This is a genomic window from Paraburkholderia dipogonis (assembly GCF_046027395.1).
Classification (GTDB): domain Bacteria; phylum Pseudomonadota; class Gammaproteobacteria; order Burkholderiales; family Burkholderiaceae; genus Paraburkholderia; species Paraburkholderia dipogonis_A.
In genome coordinates, this window is sequence record NZ_JAQQEG010000058.1 from 1 (window position 1) to 24,388 (window position 24,388).

20 protein-coding genes and 1 tRNA gene are annotated in these 24,388 nt (G+C 62.5%); 15 read left to right on the plus strand and 6 right to left on the minus strand.

All coding sequences use genetic code 11. The annotated features are described in order from the left end of the window. Positions 1-82: 82 nt before the first annotated feature. A complete protein-coding gene (locus PQR32_RS37950) occupies positions 83-931 on the minus strand; it encodes a FadR/GntR family transcriptional regulator (protein ID WP_408239735.1) in 849 nt (282 codons plus the stop codon). A gap of 275 nt (positions 932-1,206) precedes the next feature. On the opposite strand from PQR32_RS37950, the gene PQR32_RS37955 reads away from it, so the two are divergent. The 9 genes from PQR32_RS37955 (at position 1,207) to dhaK (ending at position 10,820) form a co-directional block, all read left to right on the plus strand. Further along, positions 1,207-2,415: an ABC transporter substrate-binding protein gene (locus tag PQR32_RS37955; RefSeq protein WP_408239738.1), complete on the plus strand. Its 1,209-nt coding sequence runs from the start codon at positions 1,207-1,209 to the stop codon at positions 2,413-2,415. Positions 2,416-2,505: 90 nt separating this feature from the next. Beyond that, complete coding sequence (locus tag PQR32_RS37960; protein WP_408239741.1) at positions 2,506-3,366, plus strand: branched-chain amino acid ABC transporter permease; 861 nt, start codon at positions 2,506-2,508, stop codon at positions 3,364-3,366. After that, positions 3,363-4,418: a branched-chain amino acid ABC transporter permease gene (locus PQR32_RS37965; RefSeq protein WP_408239744.1), complete on the plus strand. Its 1,056-nt coding sequence runs from the start codon at positions 3,363-3,365 to the stop codon at positions 4,416-4,418. The genes PQR32_RS37960 and PQR32_RS37965 overlap by 4 nt, the downstream gene beginning before the upstream one ends. Beyond that, positions 4,415-5,182 (plus strand): ABC transporter ATP-binding protein, encoded by a 768-nt coding sequence (locus PQR32_RS37970; protein WP_408239747.1) that lies wholly within the window; start codon positions 4,415-4,417, stop codon positions 5,180-5,182. Before PQR32_RS37965 ends, PQR32_RS37970 begins: the two co-directional genes overlap by 4 nt. Further along, on the plus strand, positions 5,179-5,880 hold the full coding sequence (locus tag PQR32_RS37975; RefSeq protein WP_408239750.1) for an ABC transporter ATP-binding protein: 702 nt from the start codon (positions 5,179-5,181) through the stop codon (positions 5,878-5,880). The genes PQR32_RS37970 and PQR32_RS37975 overlap by 4 nt, the downstream gene beginning before the upstream one ends. A 33-nt stretch (positions 5,881-5,913) precedes the next feature. After that, on the plus strand, positions 5,914-7,194 hold the full coding sequence (locus PQR32_RS37980) for a Zn-dependent hydrolase (RefSeq protein ID WP_408239753.1): 1,281 nt from the start codon (positions 5,914-5,916) through the stop codon (positions 7,192-7,194). Next, positions 7,191-8,681, plus strand: a complete 1,491-nt coding sequence (locus PQR32_RS37985; RefSeq protein WP_408239756.1) for a M81 family metallopeptidase — start codon at positions 7,191-7,193, stop codon at positions 8,679-8,681. The genes PQR32_RS37980 and PQR32_RS37985 overlap by 4 nt, the downstream gene beginning before the upstream one ends. Before the next feature lie 65 nt (positions 8,682-8,746). Continuing rightward, positions 8,747-8,823 (plus strand) — tRNA-Val (locus PQR32_RS37990). A gap of 293 nt (positions 8,824-9,116) precedes the next feature. Next, positions 9,117-10,820 carry a dihydroxyacetone kinase subunit DhaK gene (gene dhaK, locus PQR32_RS37995; RefSeq protein ID WP_408239758.1) on the plus strand — a complete coding sequence of 568 codons (1,704 nt, stop codon included), beginning with the start codon at positions 9,117-9,119 and terminating at the stop codon, positions 10,818-10,820. 182 nt (positions 10,821-11,002) lie between these two features. Here dhaK and PQR32_RS38000 read toward each other — a convergent pair whose 3' ends face one another. The 5 genes from PQR32_RS38000 to PQR32_RS38020 form a co-directional block, all read right to left on the minus strand. Beyond that, a complete protein-coding gene (locus tag PQR32_RS38000) occupies positions 11,003-11,137 on the minus strand; it encodes a hypothetical protein (RefSeq protein ID WP_258194915.1) in 135 nt (44 codons plus the stop codon). A 3-nt stretch (positions 11,138-11,140) separates the two neighbouring features. Beyond that, positions 11,141-12,196, minus strand: a complete 1,056-nt coding sequence (locus PQR32_RS38005; protein ID WP_408239761.1) for a permease — start codon at positions 12,194-12,196, stop codon at positions 11,141-11,143. 24 nt (positions 12,197-12,220) lie between these two features. After that, a complete protein-coding gene (mnmH, locus tag PQR32_RS38010; protein WP_408239764.1) occupies positions 12,221-13,288 on the minus strand; it encodes a tRNA 2-selenouridine(34) synthase MnmH in 1,068 nt (355 codons plus the stop codon). 120 nt (positions 13,289-13,408) lie between these two features. Next, complete coding sequence (gene selD, locus PQR32_RS38015; protein ID WP_408239767.1) at positions 13,409-14,473, minus strand: selenide, water dikinase SelD; 1,065 nt, start codon at positions 14,471-14,473, stop codon at positions 13,409-13,411. Positions 14,474-14,669: 196 nt separating this feature from the next. After that, positions 14,670-15,080, minus strand: a complete 411-nt coding sequence (locus tag PQR32_RS38020; protein ID WP_408239770.1) for a beta-xylosidase — start codon at positions 15,078-15,080, stop codon at positions 14,670-14,672. Between the two features lie 156 nt (positions 15,081-15,236). Here PQR32_RS38020 and fdnG point away from each other — a divergent pair, with 156 nt between their 5' ends. The 6 genes from fdnG to selB all read left to right on the plus strand — a co-directional run bounded on the left by fdnG (position 15,237) and on the right by selB (position 24,374). Then, the gene (fdnG, locus tag PQR32_RS38025; RefSeq protein ID WP_408239773.1) at positions 15,237-18,305 is read left to right on the plus strand and encodes a formate dehydrogenase-N subunit alpha; all 3,069 of its coding nucleotides are present in this window, start codon (positions 15,237-15,239) and stop codon (positions 18,303-18,305) included. A 9-nt stretch (positions 18,306-18,314) separates the two neighbouring features. Beyond that, positions 18,315-19,247, plus strand: coding sequence for a formate dehydrogenase subunit beta (fdxH, locus tag PQR32_RS38030; protein WP_408239776.1), 933 nt, complete (start codon positions 18,315-18,317; stop codon positions 19,245-19,247). Further along, positions 19,234-19,890 carry a formate dehydrogenase subunit gamma gene (locus tag PQR32_RS38035; protein ID WP_408210712.1) on the plus strand — a complete coding sequence of 219 codons (657 nt, stop codon included), beginning with the start codon at positions 19,234-19,236 and terminating at the stop codon, positions 19,888-19,890. Before fdxH ends, PQR32_RS38035 begins: the two co-directional genes overlap by 14 nt. 112 nt (positions 19,891-20,002) lie before the next feature. Beyond that, positions 20,003-20,998, plus strand: a complete 996-nt coding sequence (gene fdhE / locus PQR32_RS38040) for a formate dehydrogenase accessory protein FdhE (protein WP_408239780.1) — start codon at positions 20,003-20,005, stop codon at positions 20,996-20,998. 35 nt (positions 20,999-21,033) lie between these two features. Beyond that, complete coding sequence (selA, locus tag PQR32_RS38045) at positions 21,034-22,464, plus strand: L-seryl-tRNA(Sec) selenium transferase (protein WP_408239783.1); 1,431 nt, start codon at positions 21,034-21,036, stop codon at positions 22,462-22,464. Further along, positions 22,461-24,374, plus strand: coding sequence for a selenocysteine-specific translation elongation factor (gene selB, locus PQR32_RS38050; protein ID WP_408239786.1), 1,914 nt, complete (start codon positions 22,461-22,463; stop codon positions 24,372-24,374). The genes selA and selB overlap by 4 nt, the downstream gene beginning before the upstream one ends. Positions 24,375-24,388 lie beyond the last annotated feature (14 nt).

Consider the following 24,388-nt stretch of genomic DNA (forward strand, 5'->3'; position numbering starts at 1 on the left):
CATCATCCCAGCACCACGAACCACGAACCACGAACCACGAACCACGAACCACGAACCACGAACCACGAACCACGAACCCATCTCACTCCTCATCACCCTCATCCGAAACCGGCGCCACACTTCGCGCCCGCACGCGCCGTCGAATCTCCGAATCCAGGATGAGACGTCCACGCAGCTTCCCCTTCATTCGCTTCACGTAGCGCGGCGCCTCGGTCATATGAATCACCATCAACTCCCGCACCTTTTCCACATCACGCTCACGCGCTGCCTTCGTAATCGCTTTGTGAATCTTGACGTTGGCCTGACCGAACCGCTCATGCTCAGCTTGCGGCGTATCGTTACGAAACTCGATGAGTTGCCGGATCATTTCATTGATCAACTCACAACTAAAACGCAGGAACGGATTCGGATTCGCCGCCGCGAGGATGTCGTGAAAATTCACGTCTTCCTGACGTTGCCGCACGATGTCCTGCCCGCCATGTGGCGAAGCCGGTCGATCGCAGCATGCAATGCTCGCGTCGAGCGCCTCGAAGTCCTGCTCCGTCAGATGCGGCACGGCCCCTGCCGCGAGTTCGGGCTCCAGCAGTTTGCGCACGGTGTAGATGTCATCGATCGATACATCCTTGAAGAACAGATAGTTCTGCAGAAGTTGCAACGTGCGATCGAGCGGCACCTCCACTACCATGCCGCCACCGCTCGGGCCGGTGGTCACTTTGATAAGACCTTGCACCTCGAGCGATTTCAACGCCTCGCGGATCGTGCTTTTACTCACCGAAAAGAGCTGCTGCAACTCCACCTCGCGCGGCAGGCGGTCGCCTGGCTTCAGGTCTTTCTCGGTGATGAGCCGCTTGATTTCCTCCGCGACCAGATCGCCGCGTTTTTGCTGCTTGATCTCAATCGCGGCGCCAGCCTTGGCGCGGTCCATGGCCATATTCGATGCTCCCAGTTTGTCCTGCACGACCTTCGATCGATTCGCCGGCGTCGTCGCAGCCCTGAAGGCCGTCTCGATGCCGCCAGGAATTTTGCCTTATTGACACCCGAATTTATTGTACCTACGATCAAGTCCAACCTATTTATCATGATAAATAGAACAAAGCCGATGTGGTGGAAAACTTCACGGCGGCCAGCAAGCTCAAGCAGTCGTTCGCGCAATGCATGCAGTTTCGTAGTCGGTCAGTGCGTGTCTCTTTCCTAAGGAGCGTCATTTTGAATCGCCGAAATATGTTGAAGCTGGCCGCGTTGTCGGCCGTTCCAGGGACGTTGGGCTCGCTGGTCGCGCGAAGCGCGTTCGCGCAGGCTGGCACCTTGCAGTTCGCCTGTCCGGTGCCGATGTCGGGTCCATTCGCGGCGAACGGCAAATACGCTGACCTCGGCATGAAGCTCGCCATCGAGCAGTACGGCAAGGTGCTGGGCCAACCGCTCGCATATACGGTGCTCGATACGGAAGGCAAGCCCGCAACCGCTGTGCGCCGTGTGCAGGAAATCGCGCAGCAGAAGAATGCGCGCTTCTTTGCCGGCGGTATTCTGTCCTCCGAAGCATTGGCAATGGGCAAGGAAGTCCAGAAAGCAGGCGGCGTTTTCATCACCACGGCAGGCGCGGACGAAATCACCGGCAAGGACTGCAACGACGCCACGTTCCGCTGGTCGGTGCCGACCTACGGCGCGATCGAGCAGACGGTGCGCCCGCTGATCCAGATGATGCCCAAGGCAAAACGCTGGTACACCATTACGCCGCAATACGTGTTCGGCGACGGCTTGCTCTCGGCCGCCAAGGCGATCTTCAAAGAGAAGGGCATTGAACACGTGGGCAACAGCTACCACTCGCTCAATGAGAAGGAGTTCAGCGGCTATTTGACGAACGCAGTCGCAGCAAAGCCTGACGTGCTGCTGATTCTGAATTTTGGCTCACAGTCGTCCGATACGTTGCGCCAGGCCGTGAGCTTCGGCATGAAGAACAATTGCACGATTTTGATGGCCTGGGCGTCAGGACTCGAGCAATTCGAATCGCTCGGCGCAGACTTGTGTGAAGGTGTCTATTTCGGCGCACAGTATTGGCACGACATCGATTCGCCGCTCAACCGCGATCTCGTCAAACGTTCGAACGCCGCATTCAAGGCGAACCCCAACTACAGCCTGGCAGGCTCGTATATTTGCACAAAGATCCTGCTCGACGGTATCGTGAAAGCAGGCAACGTCGATCCGAAAAAAGTGGTCGCCGCACTTGAAGGCATGAAATACGATGGTTTGACCGGCCCGGAGGAAGTCCGAAAAGGCGACCATCAGGTGCTGAAGAACTATTATCTGTTGAAGGGCAAGGCGAAGAACAAGATGAAAAACGCCGACGACTACGCGGATATCGTGAACTCAGGCCAATCGTTCCTGCCGCTCGACAAGACCGGCTGCAAGATGGCCTGACGCATCCGTGCCGCACGCGAGCGCGGCGCGGCGCGCATATCGCAACACCGCATCGCGATTCCCCTTCGCACCACCCTTTAGACGGACGCCATGAACGTTTATCTCCTGCAGATCGTCAACGGTATCGGAGTGGGGATGCTGTACTTCCTGCTTGCGGTCGGTTTGTCGATCGTGTTCGGCCTGCTGCGCTTCGTGAATTTCGCGCACGGCGCGTTCTATCTGCTCGGCGCGTACTTCTGCTATCAGGCGATGCAGTGGTCGATGAACTTCTGGACCGCGCTCGTGGTCGTGCCGATCGTCGTGGGCGCGCTCGCGTGGGTCGTCGAGAAACTGATTCTGCGGCACGTCTATGCGCAGCAGCATGAGTTTCATATTCTCGTGACCGTGGGTCTCGCGCTCGTCGTGCAGGAATGCGCGATCCTGATCTGGGGACCGCTCGGCGATAACGTAGCGGTGCCCGACGTGCTGAACGGCGTGGTGATCTGGGGCAGCTTCGTGTATCCGAAGTACCGTCTCTTCGTGATCGGCTTCACGGCGGTATTGGCCGCGCTTTTGTGGTGGGTGCTGGAAGGCACGCGACTCGGCAGCGCGGTGCGCGCGGGAAGCGAATCGACTGAGATGGTCTCGCTGCTCGGCATCAACGTGCTGCGCGTTTTCAGCCTCGTGTTCGCGCTCGGCGCTGCAACGGCCGCGTTGGCGGGCGTGCTCGCCGCGCCGATTCGCGGCGTCGATCCGTTCATGGGTATTGAAGCGCTCAGCGTCGCGTTTGTGGTGGTGGTGGTTGGCGGCATGGGTAATTTTCTTGGCGCGCTTGTCGGCGGATTGCTGGTGGGAATCGTGCAAAGCGTGATGAGTACCTTGTGGCCGGAAGGCGCGCGATTGATGATCTATGTGGCGATGGCCGCCGTTCTGTTGCTGCGACCGAACGGTTTGCTCGGGAGGGCGGCATGATCGATACCTCGAAACCTATCGTGCAGAGCGCTTCTTCCACAAAGATTCGTCCAAGCCTGAAGCATTCGTTGCATCGCTATCGCTTCCTGTTGCTCGCGTTGCTGGTCGTATGCGTGTTGCCGTTGACGTTACGTTCCGGATCGCTGGCCACTGAAGTGCTGGTGTTCGCACTCGCCGCACTCGGCTGCAACCTGCTGCTCGGCCACACAGGCTTGCTGTCGTTCGGGCAAGGCATTTTCTTCGGACTCGGGAGCTATTGCGCGGGACTGGTCCTCACCAAAACGGGGTTGCAGGTCCCCGTGGCCTTGCTTGCGTCGGCAGTGATCGGCGCGGCGGCCGCAGCACTGGTCGGTTGGTTTTCGATTCGCCAGCGCGGTACGTACTTCGTCATGCTAACGCTCGCATTCGGACAACTGTTCTACTTCCTCGCCTACACCACGCCCGATCTGACCGGCGGCGACAACGGCTTGCTCGATATTCCGCGCCCGGCGCTGGGACTGTTCGGCAAAACGATCGTGCCGTTGACTTCACCGTGGCAGTACTACGGTTTCGTCGCCGTGTTGTTCCTCCTGGTATTCTGGCTGTTGATGCGCGTATCGCACTCGGTATTCGGCCGTACGTTGCTCGCGATTCGCGACAACGAAGCGCGCGCCGCTGCGGTCGGCTACGACGTCAAACGCTTCAAGCTGATGGCGTTCGTGATCTCCGGCGCGGTCACGGGTCTGGCGGGCGCGCTGCACGCGCTGATGACCGGCATCGCGCCGCTCTCCAACATCGACTATCACACGAGCGAGATGATCCTCGTGATGACGGTGATTGGCGGCACAGGCAATCTGTTCGCCTCCGTACTGGGCGCGGCATTCTACGTGCTATTCGCCGACTGGCTTTCCACTTTGTGGCCGCGCTGGCTCTTGCTGCTCGGCATCGTGCTGATCGCCGTCAGCCTGTTCATGCAGCGCGGCCTGTGGGGATTGGGCGAACGCATCTGGCAATCGCTACGCCGCAAATCATCCGCCGACGCAGACAACAACGCCGACAAGGAGCCCGTATGAGCGAAGCCATTCTGCGAGCGAGCGGCGTTGTGAAGCGCTATGGCAAATTCACGGCGCTCTCCGACGTCACGTTGAACATTATGCCGCGCACGGTGCATTCCGTGATCGGGCCGAACGGCGCCGGCAAAACCACGCTCTTTCACGTGTTGACCGGCACGCTGCCGATCACGGAAGGCAAGATCGTTTTCGACGGCCACGACGTCACGCACGAGCCGGACCATAAACGCGTACGGCGCGGCGTCGCGCGTTCGTTTCAGGTGACGAGCCTGTTCGCCAATCTGAGCGTGCGGGAAAATCTGCGGCTCGCCGCGCAAGGTGTCGACGCAGTGCGCGCGTTGAATGCGTGGACGCCGCCGCACGGTGCGCTCACGCATGCGGACATCGTCGACAGTGTGCTTGAACGGCTCGCGTTGCAGCGGTTCAGCGAGCTATCGGCAGGCGCGCTTTCGCACGGTCAGCAGCGACGGCTTGAAGTCGGCATGGCGCTCGCCGCGCGTCCCAAGGCGATCTTTCTCGACGAGCCGACCTCGGGCATGGGTATCGACGACCTCGACGACATGAAGCAGCTGATTCGTGGTCTGCGCGACGATTACACGGTCGTGCTGATCGAACACAACATGGGCATCGTGATGGACATTTCCGACACGATCACCGTCATGCAGCAAGGGCGCGTGCTGGTGGAAGGGCGCCCCGACGACATTCGCGGCGACGAGCGCGTGCGCAGCGCTTATCTCGGCAACATGATCACCGGAGGCCGCGCATGATTCTCGACGTGCAGCAGATTCACGGCTTCTACGGCAAGAGCCACATCCTGCAAGGCGTGTCCCTGCAGATCAACGATGGTGAAACGGCCACGCTGCTGGGTCGCAACGGCGCAGGCAAATCGACCACGCTGAAAGCGATTGCCGGCGTCGTCACGCCTCAGCGCGGCACGGTCGCGTTCAGCGGCGCAAAAATCAGCGGCATGCCGCCGCACAAGATCGCGTCGCGGGGCGTCTGTTTCGTGCCCGAGCATCGCGGCATCTTTCGTCTGCTTACCGTCGAAGAAAACTTGCGGCTCGGTGCGCGCAAAGATTCGCCGTGGCAACTCGACGACATCTACCGCATTTTTCCGCGCTTAAAAGAACGGCGTACAAATGGTGGCGCGCAGCTCTCCGGTGGCGAACAGCAGATGCTTGCAATCGGCCGCGCGCTGATGAATCACCCGCGTTTGCTGATGCTCGACGAACCCGTCGAAGGCCTCGCGCCGGTGATCGTCGAAGAAATCGTCGCGCAACTCAAGCTGATCCGCGAGGCGGGCGTGGCGATTCTACTCGTCGAGCAGAACCTCGAAGTCTGCACGCAACTCGCGGATCGCCATTACATCATCGAACAAGGCGTGATCGTTTATTCGGGCGACAACGCGTCGTTTGTCGCGGACGACTCGATCAAGGACCGTTATCTCGGCGTCGGCGTGGTCTGACGCGCACTCAGTCTTCAATACGAGGAAGCATCGATGCAAGTTCATGAATCAACAACCGTCGCGACGTTCGCCGATTTGCGAGTCGACGGCGCGCGGCTCTGGGACAGTCTCATGCAACTCGCGCGGATCGGCGCCACCGAGAAAGGTGGTGTGTGCCGGCTCGCACTCACGGAGTTGGATCGTCAGGCGCGCGACCTCTTTATCGCGTGGGCGAAGGAGATCGGCTGCAGCGTGCGGATCGACGCAATCGGCAATATCTTCGCGCGCCGCGCGGGTTTGCGTGACGATTTACCGCCAGTGATGACCGGCAGCCACATCGACACTCAGCCTACCGGCGGCAAGTTCGACGGCAATTACGGCGTGCTCGCGGGACTCGAAGTGCTGCGCACGCTAACCGACGCAAACGTGCAGACGCTCGCGCCGCTGGAAGTCGCGGTGTGGACCAATGAAGAGGGCTCGCGTTTCGTGCCGGTGATGATGGGTTCCGGCGTGTTCGCCGGCGCATTCACCCTGGAGCATGCGCTCGAACAACATGATCGTGAAGGCATCACGGTACGCGACGCGCTGTCTCAGATCGGATATGCAGGCGAGAACGAAAAGCCGCACGCCGTGGGTGCCTATTTCGAAGCGCATATCGAACAAGGCCCCGTGCTGGAAGCACACGACAAAACAATCGGCGTGGTGCAAGGCGCGCTCGGCCAACGTTGGTACGACGTGACGGTGCACGGCATGGAAGCGCACGCCGGCCCGACGCCGATGGAACTGCGCCGCGACGCGCTGCTCGTCGCGGCTGATCTGATTCATGCCGTCAACCGCATTGCGCTGGATCACGCGCCTCACGGTCGCGGTACGGTCGGCTGGCTCGACGTGCATCCAAACTCACGCAACGTGATTCCAGGCCGCGTGACGCTCACCGTCGATCTGCGCGCCGCCGACGATGCCACGCTCACGGCAATGGATAGCGCGTTGCGCGCCGCATGCTCGCTAGCGGGCGAGAAAACCGGCATCAAGGTGGACGTCGAACAGGTAGTGTATTTCCCGCCGCAACCGTTCGCCGCGGAACTGGTCGGCGCCGTGAAGCAGGGCGCGGACACGCTCGGTTTTTCGTCGATGGACGTGATCAGCGGCGCCGGCCACGACGCCGTCTATCTCGCGAGAGTCGCGCCCGCAGCGATGATCTTCGTGCCGTGCAAAGACGGCATCAGCCACAACGAAATCGAAGACGCACGCGCGGATCATCTCGAAGCCGGTTGCAACGTGCTGTTGCAGGCCATGCTAAACGCCGCGCAGAAAGCGGGGAGCGCAGACGCATGAAGATCCTCATCGCGCGGATGAATCACGAGACCAACACGTTTTCGCCGGTGGCCACACCGTTGGCGGCGTTCGGCCGTAACGGTCCGACCTATGGCGAAGACGCGTTCAACGATAACAAAGGCATGCAGACGGCGATGGCCGCGTTCATCGACGCCGCCGAGCGGGAGCATGCCGACATCGTGACGCCCGTGTCGGCGTCGGCGAATCCGAGCGGGCCGGTCGAGGTCGCCGCTTACGATGCGATCTGCGAGGCGATCGTGTCGGCCGCCGCAGGTTGTGACGCCGTCATGCTCGATCTGCACGGCGCGATGGTCGCCGAGAATTCGAACGATGGCGAAGGTGACTTGCTCGAACGCGTGCGCGCGTCGCTGCCGGATGCGCCGATCGCCGTCGCACTCGATCTGCACGGCAACGTCACGCAGAAGATGATCGACAACGCCGACGTGATCGTCAGCTTCAAGACCTATCCGCACGTCGATATGTACGAGACCGGCGCGCACGCGGCGCGTCTGATGTTCGACCTGGTCCACGGCAAGGCGAAGCCCGTGATCGCATGGCGCCAGCCGCCGCTGCTCACGCATACGCTGCGCAGCGCGACTGCCGAAGGCGCGATGAAGCGCGCCGTGGACGCCGCGCGCGCGGCCGAGGCCGACGGCATGCTCGCGGTGTCGGTGCTGTCGGGCTTCTCGCTCGCTGATATCGAGGCGCCGTGCATCAGCGTCGTAGTAGTGGGCAATGGCGAACGAACTGAGGCCGAAGCGGTAGCAGAACGCATCGCGCGGCAGATCTGGAACGAGCGCGAAGATTTCGTGTATCGCAGCGCGCCGCTCGCTGAATCCGTCGCACAAGCCGCCGCGCTCGCGGTGGACGCCGACAAGCCCGTGCTGCTGCTCGATCACGGCGACAACTGCATGTCGGGCGGCACATGCGACACGATGGATCTGCTCGAAGAGGCCTTGAAGCAGAAGCTCGATGGCATCGTGAGCGGGCCGTTGTGCGATCCGCAGGCGGTCGCGGCGTTGATGTCGGCCGGCGTCGGCAGCACGGTGACGGTGACCATCGGCAACAAGGTCGCGAGCGATGCGCTCAAGCCGCGTCCGCCGCTTGCCGTGACCGGCGTGGTGCGCGCGCTGACCGACGGCGAGTACGTGATCAGCGGCCCGACGTACACCGGGCAGCGTGCTTTCATGGGACGCGCCGCAGTCCTCGATACAGGCACCGTCAAGCTCGTGATGACCGAACGCACGCACGAACCGTGGGACCTGGGCGTGTTCGAGAGCGTCGGTATCGATCCGCGTCGCGCGCGTTTTCTGTTGCTCAAATCGCGCATGTATTGCCGGCCGGTGTTCGTGCCGATCGCCGCGGCGCTGGTGGAATGCGATAGCCGCGGCGTGACAAGTTCGGACTATGGTCTGTTCGCTTTCAAGCACGTGAAGCGGCCGGTTTTTCCGCTGGATAGTCAGACCGAGTGGGCATCCGCGAATTGAATCGATGGAAGTGCGGTCAGGGGCTTGTGCAGAGCGCACGGGTTCTCTATAATTCGCGCCTCTAAAGGCTCGTAGCTCAGTTGGTTAGAGCACCACCTTGACATGGTGGGGGTCGTTGGTTCGAATCCAATCGAGCCTACCAACGCATCCATGACGTAGACGAAAGCGGCTTCGCTTTCGTCTACTGTCAGGTTCTCGCGTCACCTCGGCGCACAGTCTGTTGTGCCGCTGTCCTGTCAGTTCCTCCTCTCCGTATTGCCTTCAACTCGACACAGCGTGACTCATTCGCCGTGAATGCTTTCGTGCGTCTAACGCTGCCGTGTCGCGTCGTCTTTCGCCAATGCGCGGTACAGTTGAGCCTTCCGGTTTCGCCACTGAATAAACTGCCGTTAGCGCGCGCCGAAAGCGCGGGCAGCTTAAGAGGAAGCTGACGCAATGAAGAAGCTCATCAACGAGGTCTCCGCGGTCGTTCCGGACATGCTTGACGGACTCGCGGCGCTCAACCCCAATCTCTCCCTGTTGCAAGGCAGCACGATCGTCGTGCGCGCGGATGCCGAGGCCGCCGCGGCGCGCGGCGAAGTCGCGCTGATCTCGGGCGGCGGCTCGGGCCACGAGCCCGCGCACGGCGGTTATGTGGGCTCCGGCATGCTGAGCGCGGCGGTCGCGGGTGAAGTCTTCACGTCGCCGTCCACCGACGCTGTACTTGACGCGATCCGCGCGGTGACCGGCAAGGCCGGCGCCTTGCTGATCGTGAAGAACTACACGGGCGACCGCTTCAACTTCGGCCTCGCGGCAGAGATCGCGCGTGCCGAAGGCATCCCCACGGAAATGGTGATCGTCGCCGACGACGTCGCGCTGACGGCAAGCGGTGACCATGCGGGCCGTCGCGGGCTCGCGGGGACCGTGCTGGTTCACAAGATTGCGGGCGCGGCTGCCGCGGCGGGGCGCCCGTTGGCGGAAGTCACGCGGATCGCGCGCGACGTGGCGGCTTCGCTCGGCACGATGGGCGTTGCGCTCACCGCGTGCACGGTGCCGGCTGCGGGCAAGCCGGGCTTCGAACTGGCGGACGGCGAGATCGAATGGGGTCTCGGCATTCACGGCGAACCGGGCGTGGAGCGCGGTGCGATGGAGCCCGCCGGCGCGATCGTCGACAAGCTGCTGGCGAAGATCGTCGGCGATCTGTCATTGCAGTCCGGTGAGCGGGTGGCGTTGCTGGTGAACAATTTAGGCGGCACGCCGTCGAGTGAATTGAGCATCGTGGCCGGTTCCGCGCTGCGTTATCTGGCGGGCCGCGGCATCAAGGTGGAACGTGCGTGGGCCGGCACGTTCCTGAGCGCGCTGGAAATGGCCGGCATCTCGCTGACGCTGCTGCGACTGGACGACCAACGGCTCAGCTGGCTCGACGCCGCCGCGCATACCAGCGCATGGCCCGCGCTGAGCGGCCGCATCGCGCAGGTTTCCGTACGGCCCGCGCCTGCCGAACCGGAGCACGCAAGCGGTGCGACGTTGGCGCGTGAAGCGACGTTGCGTCGCGTGATCGAAGCCGTTTGCGCGTGCCTGCTGAAAGCGGAGCCGACATTGACGGACATGGATCAACGCGTCGGCGACGGCGATCTCGGCGTCAGTCTGTCGCGCGGTGCGCGGGCGATGCTTCACGAACTCGATGGCTATCCGGCTGAAACGACGCCGGGCGCCGTACTGCGCAGCCTGTCGGCGACGCTGCGGCGCGTGGTCGGCGGTACGTCGGGTCCGCTTTACGCGGTGATGCTGGTACGCGCGGCGGTCGCGCTCGAACAGTCAGGCGGATCGACGCCGAAGGAATGGGCGGCGGCGTTCGGCGCGGGTGTCGAGGGTTTGATGGAACTCGGTGGTGCGCATCCCGGCGATCGCACGATGGTCGATGCATTGAAGCCGGCCGCCGACGCGTTGCAATCCACTCTCGCACGCCAGGATGCATTGGATGCCGCGTTGAAAGCGGCCGTCGACGCGGCAACCGAAGGTGCATCGCAAACGGCGTCGATGCATCCACGGCGCGGTCGTTCGAGTTATGTCGGCGATCGCGCGCTAGGCCACGTGGATCCGGGCGCGCATGCGGTGGCGTTGTGGCTTGCCGCGATTCGCGAGGCGCTGAAGAAGTAAGCGAGTCAGCGCTAACGCTCGCTTGCGCGAAACAAAAATCGGCTAACAGCAGAGCAGAGGTCCCATGCTGTTAGCCGCGCAACCAGAGCGCCGACGCTCATGTCTCTACAAACAAGACGCGCCGTCGAAATACGCTTCGCGTGAGCGATCAGCGCTCACGCGGTTTTCACATCAGCGCGCTGTCACGGACGAAGCAGGTCAAACCCCGCCAGCGCAACCACCCCGCTCACCACGATCAGCGCCACCGAATGCTGTCCGAAGTAAAGCAGCCCGGCAGCTGACCAGCACGTCAAAGCAAATGCGGCAATACGTTTCATGCTTCAAAACCCCAACGCTACAGCCAGCAACCCGCTGATCACCCCGCACACCACCACGGCCAACGCCACGACCGTCAGCACACGGCGCGGAAACGAGCGTCCGAGCATGGCCATCGACGGGACGCTGATCAGCGGCAACGTCATCAGCAACGCGCCAGCCGGGCCGGCCGCCATGCCGAACGAGAGCATGGCCTGGATGATCGGCACTTCGCCCGCGGTCGGAATCACGAACAGCGTGCCGGCGACGGACAGCGCGATGATCCACAGCAGGCTGTTGTCGATATCCGGTCCGACATGCGGAAACAGCCACGTGCGCGCCGCGCCGAGAATCAGCACGAGCACGATGTATTCGGGTACGAGCCGCAGCGTCATCGTGCCGAGGATTTTCACCCAGCGTGCGAAGGCGGTGCCGGGCACGTCGCCGGCGACCAGTTGCGCCATCGCTTCGCGCGACGCTTCGGCTTCCTTCGGCGTCACCATGCGGTTCACCAGATAGCCGAGGCCGAACACCATCACGATGCCCAAGGCGAGGCGCAGGCCCATCCACTGCCAGCCGAGCACGAAGCCCATGAAGATCAGCGTAGCCGGATTCAGCGCGGTATTGCCGAGCCAGAACGCGATCGCCGCGCCCGGCGCTGCTTGACGCGCTCGCAAGCCCGCCACGACCGGCGCTGCACAGCACGTGCACATCATGCCCGGCAGCGACAGCAAGCCACCCTTCACGACGCTGCTGAAATCGGTGCGGCCGAGCGCGCGCGCGACCCATTGCGGCGGAATCAGCGCCTGCACCGCCGAACCGAGCAGCAGTCCGAGCACCATGGCTTGCCAGATTGCTTTGCCGTAGGCGAAGGCGTAGTCGATGGCAGCCTGCCACGACGCCGCCGGCGCGTTCGCCGACGTGCCCATCAGGATGGATTTGCCGATGGAGTGCTGGCTCGCGGCCACGAACGCGCGGTTGTAGTACGGGAACCACTTCACATAAAAGAGGCCGACCACAGCGATCAGCAGAAAGACGATCCAGCCAAGAGCGACGCGTGGTTGTCGAAGGGTTGATTGCATGGTGATCTTAAACGTTGGTTTTAATCAGATGACAGCGAGCGCACTGCGGTCGAACTGCGCAAGCAGTGCTCTTGCCTGGTCGACGACATCGGCGTCGTTGGGGCGGAAATTCAATTGCAACGCGCGCGGCAACTGAACGAAATGCTGGTGGCTGCTACGCGCATACGCCGGGTCATAATGCCGCTCGATCAACTCGCGCGCGAGCTCGGCGCGTCGATTCTCGTCGACGAGCTTCTGCCAGCCGGTGACACGTTCCCGGCTATGCAAACCGATCATTCGTTGCAGTTGCTGCTTCAGCGAATCGGGATCGTCGAACAGATGGGCATAGTCGTGCAGCAGGAACACCGCGCGATCTTCGCGGCTCGAGATCACCTCAACGCAGCGGCCCTGATGAAACGTGTCGAGCAGCGCAAGCGGCAGCTCGACCGAGCCGATGCGCCGGCTCTCCGCTTCCACGAACACCGGCCGTGCCGGATCGAACGTGCGCAACGCGCTCACGAGCAGCGTATCGAAACGCTTCTGCGACGGCTGTGCCACGCCGGCCCAGGCACCGAGCAGCGAGCCGCGATGCGCAGCCAGCGCTTCGAGATCCAGCGTCTGCGCGCCGGCGGCGTTCAGGGCCGCGAGCAGGCGCGTCTTGCCGCTGCCGGTCGGGCCCACCAGCGCGATGTATGAGAACGTCTTCGGCAAGGTGACGAGCGTGTCCAGCGTGGCCCGTCGATAGGTTTTGTAGCCGCCATCGAGTTGGCGCGCCTGCCAGCCGATCATATTGAACAGCGTGGTCATCGAACCCGAGCGTTTGCCGCCGCGCCAGCAATAGATCAGCGGCCGCCAGTTGCGCGGCCGGTCGGCGAAAGTCGTTTCCAGATGGTGCGCGATATTGCGCGCGACCAGCGCCGCACCGATCCGCGTGGCTTCGAACGGCGATACCTGCTTGTAGGTCGTGCCGACCAGCACGCGCTCTTCATTGCTCAGCACAGGCGCGTTGAGCGCGCCCGGAATATGGTCTTCCGCAAACTCGAGAGGCGTGCGCACGTCGATGATTTCATCGAAATCACCTGCTTTTTCGAGGCTGACAAGTAGATTTTTCAAGGCGTTAAGGACAAAACGGGCCGGCTGCGGCAGGGTGAAATTATCGCATGCACCGTGGATCCAGGCCGGCGGGCGCTTAGGGCTGCTTCCCGCTCGCGCCCCCACGCTTTTGGTCGCGGCTTAGATAACCTCGACGCATCCTTCTCCACTGACCATTTCGCCGATCACGCATGCCTCGCCGAACCCATCGGCGCGGAACAGGGCGAGAACTTCGTCGACGGCTTGCGGTGCGCACGAGACCAGCAGTCCGCCCGAGGTCTGCGGGTCGGTGAGCAGGGTGCGCGCCGTCGCGGGAAATGAGGAGGGCAACACGATGTTTTTACCGTATGCGTCCCAGTTGCGTCCGGACGCGCCGGTAAAAATGCCGGCTTCCGCGAGGCTCACCACGTCCGGCAGCCACGGCAGATCCGCGTAGCGCACATGCGCGGTCAGGTTCGAGCCGCGCGCCAGTTCGAGCGTATGGCCGAGCAGGCCGAAGCCGGTGATATCCGTGAGCGCGTGCACGCCGTCGAGCCTGGACAGGTCCGCGCCCGGCCGGTTGAGCTTGGTCGTCACGCCGATCATGGCGGCGTAGCCGGCGGCGTCGAGCCGGTCTTTCTTCAGGGCTGCCGAGAGAATGCCCACGCCTAGCGGCTTGCCGAGAATCAGCACATCGCCCGCTTGCGCGCCCGCGTTGCGTTTGACGCGCTTCGGGTCGACCACGCCGATGGCGACGAGGCCGTAGATCGGCTCGACCGAATCGATCGAATGGCCGCCGGCGAGCGGGATGCCGGCCTCGGCGCACACGGATTCGCCGCCCTTCAGCACGGCTGCGATCACGTCGTGCGGCAGCACGTTGATCGGCATGCCGACGATGGCCAGCGCCATGATCGGCTTGCCGCCCATGGCGTAGACGTCGGACAGCGCATTGGTCGCGGCGATCCGGCCAAAGTCGAACGGGTCGTCGACGATCGGCATGAAGAAGTCGGTGGTGGCGACGATCGCCTGCTCGTCGTTGAGCTTGTAGACGGCGGCGTCGTCGGCTGTGTCGTTACCGACCAGCAGATCGGGAAAGAACGGCAGCGGCGCGCTGCGCTTGAGTAGATCGGCGAGCAGGCCAGGCGCGATCTTGCAGCCGCAACCGCCGCCGTGCGACAGACTGGTCAGACGGGGCGACGCGCTTGCGTGGCTGGGAGTATCGGTCATTGTGGCGGGCATTTCAGGCTACGAATGACCGCCATTATGATGGTTGTTTGGACGATGCGCAGGGAACGGCAGTCGCCGAAGCAATCCGGGCAAACAGGAAGCACGCCGTGCATTCCTCTGCATCTGCCCACAACGCGCCGCACGCGCACGATGCACTTGCCACAAAGATGCGGCAAAAGCGCGGCAACCCGACTCGTTATTTGTTGCTGCCGGCACCGGTGCCATAGAGGCCGTTATCGAAGCCGCCCGCCCCTTGGGACTTGTGGCCTGGCTGGCCAGTCTTGCCGCGCGAGTTCGCCGAACCACCATCTTTCGTCTGCGGCTTGTGCGATTCGTGGACCGCGGACGCGGACGAATCCGGCGTCGATCCCATCGAAGAGGTGCGGTTCTCCTGCTGCGACGAACCGCTGCCTTGTGTGATCTGAGCAATACCGTGCGGACTCAGCGCGAGCATCGCACCACCCAGCGCAAACGAGACAACGCTGGCCGACGCACGCGATTTCACTGCGCCGTAAAGGTTGCCTGTGAGAAAAGAGTTGAGAAGTGGAGAGTTGAGAAGTGGATGGGTCATAAGTGTGCCAAAGATCTGGAGTAAGTGCCGATGCATGACTACTGACTCAGCAATAACAATGCCTCGACTTTTGAAACCGGCTGCGGCACTTCATATTTAGCTAGACTGTAGAAGGCATAAGTCTCGCTGCAGGATTTCATACTGGTCTCTATAATCGTTATCAGTGTCCCCATAAAGAGCCGAGGCCATTCAATGACCCATATGTCCCGGCGACAATTTCTGAAGGTCTCCGCCACCACGCTAGCCGGATCGAGTCTCGCCCTCATGGGCTTCTCACCGACGCCTGCGTTAGCGGAAGTCCGTCAGTACAAGTTGTCGCGCACAACCGAAACCCGCAATACCTGCCCGTACTGTTCGGTAGGCTGCGGCATCCTGATGTACGGACTCGGCGACAACGCCAAGAACGCAAAGTCCAGCATCATCCATATCGAAGGCGATCCCGATCATCCGGTCAATCGCGGCACGCTGTGCCCGAAGGGCGCGAGCCTGATCGACTTCATTCACAGCGAGAGCCGTCTGAAGTATCCGGAGTACCGCGCGGCCGGCTCGAATGAATGGAAGCGCATGTCGTGGGAAGACGCGCTCGACCGCATTGCAAAATTGATGAAGGAAGATCGCGACGCCAACTTCGTCGAGACAACGGCGGACGGCAAGAAGGTCAACCGCTGGCTGACCACCGGCGTGCTCGCAGCATCGGCCGGTAGCAATGAAGTCGGTTATTTGACGCACAAGACTGTCCGCAGTCTTGGCATGCTCGCATTCGACAATCAAGCACGTGTCTGACACGGCCCGACGGTGGCAGGTCTTGCCCCGACGTTTGGCCGTGGAGCGATGACGAACCATTGGGTCGACATCAAGAACGCGGATGTGATTCTGGTGATGGGCGGCAATGCGGCCGAGGCGCACCCGTGCGGTTTCAAATGGGTCACTGAAGCCAAGGCGCATCGCAAGGCGAGGTTGATCGTGGTCGATCCGCGCTTTACGCGTACGGCATCGGTTGCGGACTATTACGCGCAGATTCGGACCGGCTCGGACATTGTGTTCCTGGGCGGGGTGATCAACTATCTGCTCACCAACGACAAGATCCAGCACGAGTATGTGAAGAACTACACGGACATGCCGTTCATCGTTCGTGAGGACTTCTCGTTTACCGACGGTCTCTATTCCGGCTACGACGCCGACAAGCGCAAGTACGACCAGAGTTCGTGGGACTACGAACGCGGCGACGACGGCTTTGCCAAAATCGATCCGACCTTGCAGCATCCGCGCTGCGTCTATCAACTGATGAAGCAGCACTACTCGCGCTACACGCCCGAACAGGTCGAGAGCACGTGCGGCACGCCCAAGGAAAAATTCCTCAAGGTGTGCGAGATGCTCGCATCGACGGCTGTTCCGGGGCGCGCAGGCACGATCCTGTACGCGCTCGGCTGGACGCATCACTCGATCGGCGCGCAGATCATCCGCACCGGCGCGATGGTGCAATTGCTGCTGGGCAATATCGGCATCGCGGGCGGCGGCATGAATGCGCTGCGCGGACACTCGAACATTCAGGGTTTGACCGACCTCGGTCTGATGTCGAACCTGTTGCCGGGTTACATGACGCTGCCGCTGGAAGCCGAGCAGGACTTCGACGCCTACATCGCGAAACGCGCGAGTCAGCCGCTGCGGCCAAATCAGTTGAGCTACTGGCGCAACTACCGCGCTTTCCATGTCAGTTTCATGAAGTCATGGTGGGGCGATAACGCGACCGCCGAGAACAACTTCGGGTTCGACTACCTGCCGAAGCTCGATAAGTCATACGACATGCTGCAGGTCTTCGAGCTGATGAATCAAGGCAAGATGACTGGCTACATCGCGCAGGGCTTCAACCCGCTCGCCGCGGCGCCGAACAAGGCGAAGATCGGCGCGAGTCTGGCCAAGCTGAAATGGCTCGTCATCATGGATCCGCTCGCCACCGAAACCTCCGAGTTCTGGAAGAATTTCGGCGAGTTCAACGACGTCGATCCCACTTCGATCGCGACCGAAGTATTTCGTTTGCCGACCACCTGTTTCGCGGAAGAGCGCGGTTCGCTGGTCAGCTCCAGCCGCGTGCTGCAGTGGCACTGGCAGGGCGCGGAGGGCCCCGGAGAAGCGAAGAGCGACCTCGAGATCATGTCGGGACTGTGGTTGCGCATCCGCGAGGCTTACAGGAAGAACGGCGGCAAATATCCCGATCCGATTCTCAAGATGAGCTGGCCGTATGCCGACCCGGAAAGCCCGACGCCGGAAGAACTCGCGATGGAGTTCAGCGGCAAGGCGCTCGCCGACGTCACCGACCCGACCGACAAAACCAAGGTGCTCGCCAAAAAGGGCGAGCAACTGGCGAGCTTCGCACAGTTGCGCGACGACGGCAGCACCGCGAGCGGTTGCTGGATCTTCTGCGGCGCATGGACCCAGGCGGGCAACCAGATGGGCCGCCGCGACAATTCCGACCCGACCGGCATCGGCAATACGCTGAACTGGGCGTGGGCGTGGCCGGCAAACCGGCGGATTCTATACAACCGTGCTTCGTGCGACGTCAGCGGCAAGCCGTTCGATCCGACGCGCAAGCTGATCGCGTGGAACGGCGCAGCGTGGACGGGTGCGGACATTGCCGACTTCAAGGCGGACGAACCACCCGAAAACGGCATGAATCCATTCATCATGAACCCGGAAGGCGTGGCGCGCTTCTTCGCGCGCGACGGTCTGGTTGAAGGACCATTCCCCGAGCACTACGAACCGTTTGAAACGCCGCTCGGCTACAACCCGCTGCATCCGAACAACAAGTTGGTCGTCAGCAGCCCGGCGGCGCGCGTGTTCCCCGATGACCGGGCCGCGTTCGGCACGCACGAGAACTTCCCGCATACGGCGACCACCTATCGTCTGACGGAGCATTTCCACTACTGGACCAAGCACGCGCGTTTGAACGCGATCGTGCAGCCGCAGCAGTTCGTGGAGATCGGCGAGGATCTGGCGAAGGAGGTGGGCGTGGTGGCCGGAGATCGCATCAAGGTGTCGTCCAATCGCGGACACATCATTGCCGTGGCGCTGGTCACCAAGCGGATCAAACCGTTGATGATCGAAGGAAAGAAAGTCCAGACAGTCGGATTGCCGCTGCATTGGGGCTTCAAGGGACTCGCGAAGCCGGGCTATCTCGTCAATACGCTGACGCCTTCCGTGGGCGATGGGAATTCGCAAACACCGGAATTCAAATCGTTCCTCGTCAAGGTCGAAAAGGCATAGGGAGAAGAGATGGCACTGCAATCACTGGACATCAAACGCCTCTCGGCCACGACCTTGCCTGAACCGCAAGTGCGTGTGCCGGTCACGGGCACCGTCGCCAAGCTCATCGACGTGTCGAAGTGCATTGGCTGCAAGGCGTGTCAGACCGCCTGCATGGAATGGAACGACCTGCGCGATGAAATCGGCACGACAACTGGCATCTACGACAACCCGCGCGATCTGAGCGAGCATTCGTGGACCGTCATGCGGTTCTCGGAATACGAGAACACCGAAGGCGATCTCGAGTGGCTGATCCGCAAGGACGGCTGCATGCACTGCGAGGATCCCGGTTGTCTGAAGGCCTGTCCGTCGCCGGGTGCGATCGTGCAGTACACGAATGGCATCGTGGATTTCCACGAGGAGAACTGCATTGGCTGCGGCTATTGCATCACCGGTTGCCCGTTCAACATACCGCGCATTTCGAAGCAGGACAACCGTGCGTACAAGTGCACGCTGTGTTCGGACCGCGTTGCGGTCGGCCAGGAACCGGCTTGCGTGAAGACCTGCCCGACCGGCGCGATCATGTTCGGCACGAAGGAGGACATGAAGCAGCAGGCCGCGGACCGGGTTGAAGATCTGAAGGAACGCGGTTTCCAGAACGCCGGTTTGTACGATCCCGCCGGCGTGGGCGGCACGCACGTCATGTACGTGCTGCATCACGCCGACAAGGCCAACCTGTATCACGGTTTGCCGCAGAATCCGAAGATCAGCGCGATGGTTGCGCTGTGGAAAGGACTGGCCAAGCCGCTGGCGCTGGCGGGTATTGCGTTCGCGGCCATAGCCGGGTTCTTCCACTACACGCGCGTCGGTCCGAATGAGGTGTCGGAGACGGATGAAGCCGAAGCCCAGCACGAAGCCGACGAGGTACGCCGTTCGCGGGAGGCATCCAATGAAGCACCCTGAGCATACCGAGCTGAAGGACGTGAAGGGCAACAGCCTGATCGTGCGCTACACGCCAAATGAACGTACGAATCACTGGATCACCGCGATCACGTTCGTGCTGCTGGCGCTGTCCGGCCTCGCCATGTTTCATCCGGCCATGTCGTGGCTCTACGCGATCTTCGGCGGCGGGCAATGGACGCGGATTTTGCATCCGTTCGTCGGCTGCGTGATGTTCCTGTCGTTTCTGATTCTTGCGTTGCGCTTCTGGCATCACAACTATCTCGACAAAGCCGACCTTCAGTGGATGAGGCAGATCGACGACGTGCTCAACAATCGCGAGGAAAAGCTCCCCGCGATCGGTAAGTACAACGCTGGTCAAAAGCTGTTATTTTTCACCATGGTGATCTGCCTGCTGCTGTTGCTGGCGAGTGGCATCGTGATCTGGCGGCGCTATTTCTCGTTCTACTTTCCGATCGAGATCATCCGGCTCGCGGCGCTCGTGCATGCTGCGGCGGCGTTCGTGCTGATCGTCGGCATCGTCGTGCATATTTATGCGGCGTTGTGGATCAAGGGCTCGATCGGCGCCATGACGCGCGGAACGGTGACCTACGGCTGGGCGCGAAAGCATCATCCGAACTGGTTCAAGGAAATCATCGGGAAATAGCGGGCCACGCAGACGTCATTAAAAGGCAGCGCGGATTCCGGCGCGCTGCATCCGAGCCGCCGCCCTCGTTCGATGAACGACGGCGGCTCCTTAGTTTTCAGAGGTCGATACTGTGGTTCAACGTATTCTCGAAGCCGGCGATATCGAATCGCTCGATCATTCGGCGATTCCGCGCATTCGCACGCCGGAACGGCTCGCGGTGTTTTCCGCGCGCGCCGCGCGGCTGCGCCAGCTTGCGGCGCTCAACAATCCGATCGCCGGCTATTTGCGCCTGATGGCCGTGCTCGCCGACGCGCAGCAAGCCGTGATGGCGAGCTTCAAGGCGCAGCCGCCCAGCCCCGAGCTGATCGCGAGCGCGCAGCAGCATTCCATGCCGCTGATTCCGGCGCTTTCCGGCGTGCGCGATCCGGCGTGGCGTGACGTGCTGCGTCAATTGCTCGACAAGGTGGCAGCCGCGGGCCCGCTCACGCCGCCGCTCGAAGCGTTGATTGCCCGGCTGCGCACGCTCGACACCGCCACCCTCGAATTCCAGGCCGACGCGATCTTCGCGCAGCGCTTCGAAGAAGTGGATCCGGCGAGCGCGCCGTTCATCGTGGCCGCGCTGCAAGTGGTATGGACCGACCTCGCTGCCGATATCGACAAGCGCGAGGTGCCGTACATCGAGACGCTCGGCCTGTGTCCCGTGTGCGGATCGCATCCGGTGGCGAGCATCGTGCGCGTGGGCGGCGCGTATGACAATTACCGCTACCTGCAATGCGGCCTGTGCTCGACCGAGTGGCACATGGTTCGCGCGAAGTGCTCGAACTGCGATTCGACCAAGGGCATCGCTTATCACACGGTCGGCTCGCCGGAAGCCGACGAGGCCGCGCGCGAAGCCGAATCGAAGAACGCGGCGCTGAAAGCGGAATCGTGCGACGAATGCCATACTTATCGAAAGATCGGCATTCAGTCGAAAGACTACGATTTCGAACCGTTCGCGGACGATCTCGCCAGTCTCACGCTGGATCTGTTGATGGGAGCGGAAGGTTACCGGCGGGCGTCGCCGCATCCGTGGCTGTGGCCCGAACAGGGCGTCAATGCGGATGACTCCTCCGGCGAGTCCGACTAGCAGCGAGTGGATGCGACTAGAAAAGGGATTGCCTCGTGAGCGATGTAAGCGGCTCTGAATTGCAGGCGCTGATGGCGCGCGTGCCGTCGGTGGAAAAGGTGATGGCGTCGGTCGAGTTCGCGGCGTTGATCGGCGAATACGGCCGCACGCAGGTATTGAGCGCGGTGCGCGAGGCGCTCGACAGCTGGCGCGCCGGCGCGCAGTCGGGCGATGTGTCCGTGAGCGCACTCGACGTCACGCAACTGAAGAGTTCAGTCGAAGCCGCGCTGCGCAAGCGTAATGAGTCGCGCTTGCGCAGCGTTTTCAATTTGACCGGCACGGTGTTGCATACCAATCTCGGCCGCGCATTGCTGCCCGACGAAGCAGTGCAGGCCGTGATGAAGGCGCTCACGCAACCCGCCAACCTCGAGTTCGATCTTGGCACCGGCAAGCGCGGCGATCGCGACGATCTGATCGACGATCTCATCTGCGAATTGACCGGCGCCGAAGCGGCCACCGTCGTCAACAACAACGCGGCCGCCGTGCTGCTCACGCTGTCCGCGCTGGCGTCGAAGAAAGAAGTCATCGTGTCGCGCGGCGAGCTGGTTGAAATCGGCGGCGCGTTTCGTATTCCCGACATCATGAGCCGGGCGGGCGCGAGGCTGCGCGAAGTGGGCACGACGAACCGCACGCATCTGAAGGACTACGACGAAGCCATCCGCCCGCAAACCGCGCTGCTGATGAAAGTTCACGCCAGTAACTATGCGATCAGCGGCTTTACCAAAGAGGTCGGTCTGGATGAAATTGCGCCGCTTGCCCACGCGCGCGGTCTTGCGGTCGCCGTGGATCTCGGCAGCGGCACGCTGGTCGATCTGAGCCAATGGGGTTTGCCGCGCGAGCCGACGGTGCGCGAAACCGTCGAGGCCGGCGCCGACCTCGTCACATTCAGCGGCGACAAGTTGCTCGGTGGTCCGCAAGCCGGTTTGATCGTCGGGCGGCGCGATCTGATCGCGAAGATCAAGAAGCATCCGCTCAAGCGTGCGTTGCGCGTCGGCAAACTGACGCTTGCGGCGCTGGAGCCTGTGCTGCAGTTGTATCGTGCGCCGGAGAAGCTCGCGGAGCGGCTCACCACGTTGCGCTTGTTGACCCGTCCCGCCGACGACATCCGTCTCGCCGCGGAGCGCGTGCAGCCCGCGTTGCAGCATGCATTCGGCGAACGCTATGCGGTGACGGCGGAGCCGATGTTCAGCCAGATCGGCAGCGGCGCTTTGCCGGTCGACGTGCTGCCGAGTTACGGTCTCGTCGTCAGAATGGCGGACGGTAAACGCGGTGGCCGTCAATTGCTCGTGCTCGAAAAGATGCTGCGCGAGATGGCGCGGCCCGTGATCGGCCGTATCGCGGACGATGCATTGCGCCTCGATCTGCGCTGTCTCGAAGCCGCCGATGAAGCGCAACTGATCGAGCAACTGAAGGGCGTGCGCGCATGATCGTCGGTACGGCGGGACATATCGACCACGGTAAAACGAGCCTAGTGAAAGCGCTGTCAGGCGTCGATACGGATCGGCTCAAGGAAGAGAAGGCGCGCGGCATTTCGATCGAACTGGGCTACGCGTACGTGCCGCTCGAGAATGGCGATGTGCTCGGCCTGATCGACGTGCCGGGCCACGAAAAGCTCGTGCACACCATGACCGCGGGCGCGAGCGGCATCGATTTCGCACTGCTCGTCATTGCCGCCGACGACGGCGTGATGCCGCAAACGCGCGAACATCTGGCGATCGTCGAACTGCTCGGTATTCAACGCGGCGCCGTCGCGCTGACCAAGGTGGACCGCGTGGACGCGCAGCGTCTGCGCGAAGTGCACGACGAAATAAGCGCGTTTCTGAGCGCAAGCGTGCTCGAGGACGCACCCGTGTTCGATACCTGCGCGGTGCGCGCCGAGGATCCCGGCGTGGCCGCGTTGAAGGCGCATCTGCACGCGGCGGCCGCGGCGTGGCGGATGAAGCGCGACGACGGCCTGTTCCGTCTCGCGGTTGATCGTGTCTTCACGCTCGCGGGCCAGGGCACGATTGTGACTGGCACTGTGGTGTCGGGCCGCGTGGCGGTCGGCGAGACGATGCTGCTTGCGCCGAAGAATCAACCGGTGCGCGTGCGCGGCATTCATGCGCAGAATCGTCCGGCGCAAAGCGGACGCGCTGGCGAGCGTTGCGCGTTGAACCTCGCGGGCATCGAGAAGAGCGCGATCGATCGTGGCGACTGGATCGTCGATCCGCGGCTCTCGCAGGCGTCGCAGCGAATCGACGTCATGCTGACGCTGCTCGCCGATGCACCGCTCACCTTGGAGCATTGGGTGCCGCTGCATGTGCATCTGGGCACGCAACACCAGGTCGCGCATGTTGCGCTACTCGATGGCGAAACACTCGCTGCCGGTCAGCGTGCCCGCGTTCAACTCGTGTTCGAGCGGCCGGTTTGCGCGCTGCCGGGCGATCGGTTCGTGGTGCGCAACGCGCAGGCCAACCGCACGATCGGCGGTGGTCATGTGCTCGATCCGTTCGCGCCGTCGCGCAAGCGTCGCTCGGCCGAGCGGCTGGCGTGGCTCGATGCGCTTCAGACGATGCTCGACACCGGCACGCTCGACGCCATCTTCGCGAGAGCGCCGCATGGCTTGTCGCGCTCGCTGCTGGAAAGTTTGACCGGCATGCCGGCAGCCGCGCTCGCGCTGCCGCCCAACATGCGTGTCGTGGAACTGCCAGGCGAGGACGCATTGCTAGTCGCCGACGCACTCTGGCAAGCGCTCAATACGCGGTTGACGACGACGCTCGCGCAGTACCACGAACGCTCGCCGGACGAGTTGGGTCCGGACATCTCGCGCTTGCGGCGCATCGCGGCGCCGCTGGTGGACGAGGCGCTGTGGCGCGCGCTTGTCGACGATGCCGCCACGCGTGGCGAGATCGTCAAACGCGGGCCCTGGCTACATCTGCCGGGCCACACGGTGACGCTCGACGACGCCGATCGCGCGCTCGCGGCGACGTTACTGCCCGCGGTCAAAGCGGGGCGTTTCGATCCGCCGTGGGTGCGCGATCTGGCCGGCGCGCACGGTGTATCCGAGGAGCGTGTGCGTCAATTGATGCGCACGCTCGCGCGGCAGGGCGAGCTGTTTCAGGTCGTGCGTGATCTTTTTTATCATCCGGAGGTGATTCGGGAACTGGCTTCGATCGCGGCTGCCGAGGCAGAAAAGAATGCCGGCACGGTTGCGGCCGCACCGTTTCGCGACGTTACCGGATTGGGCCGGAAACGCGCGATTCAGCTTTTGGAGTTCTTCGACCGGGTTGGGTATACTCGCTTCCACCGTGGCCTGCATCTGCTGCGCACGGACAGTCGCTGGCTCGATCTGCTCTGATCATCGGCAACGTA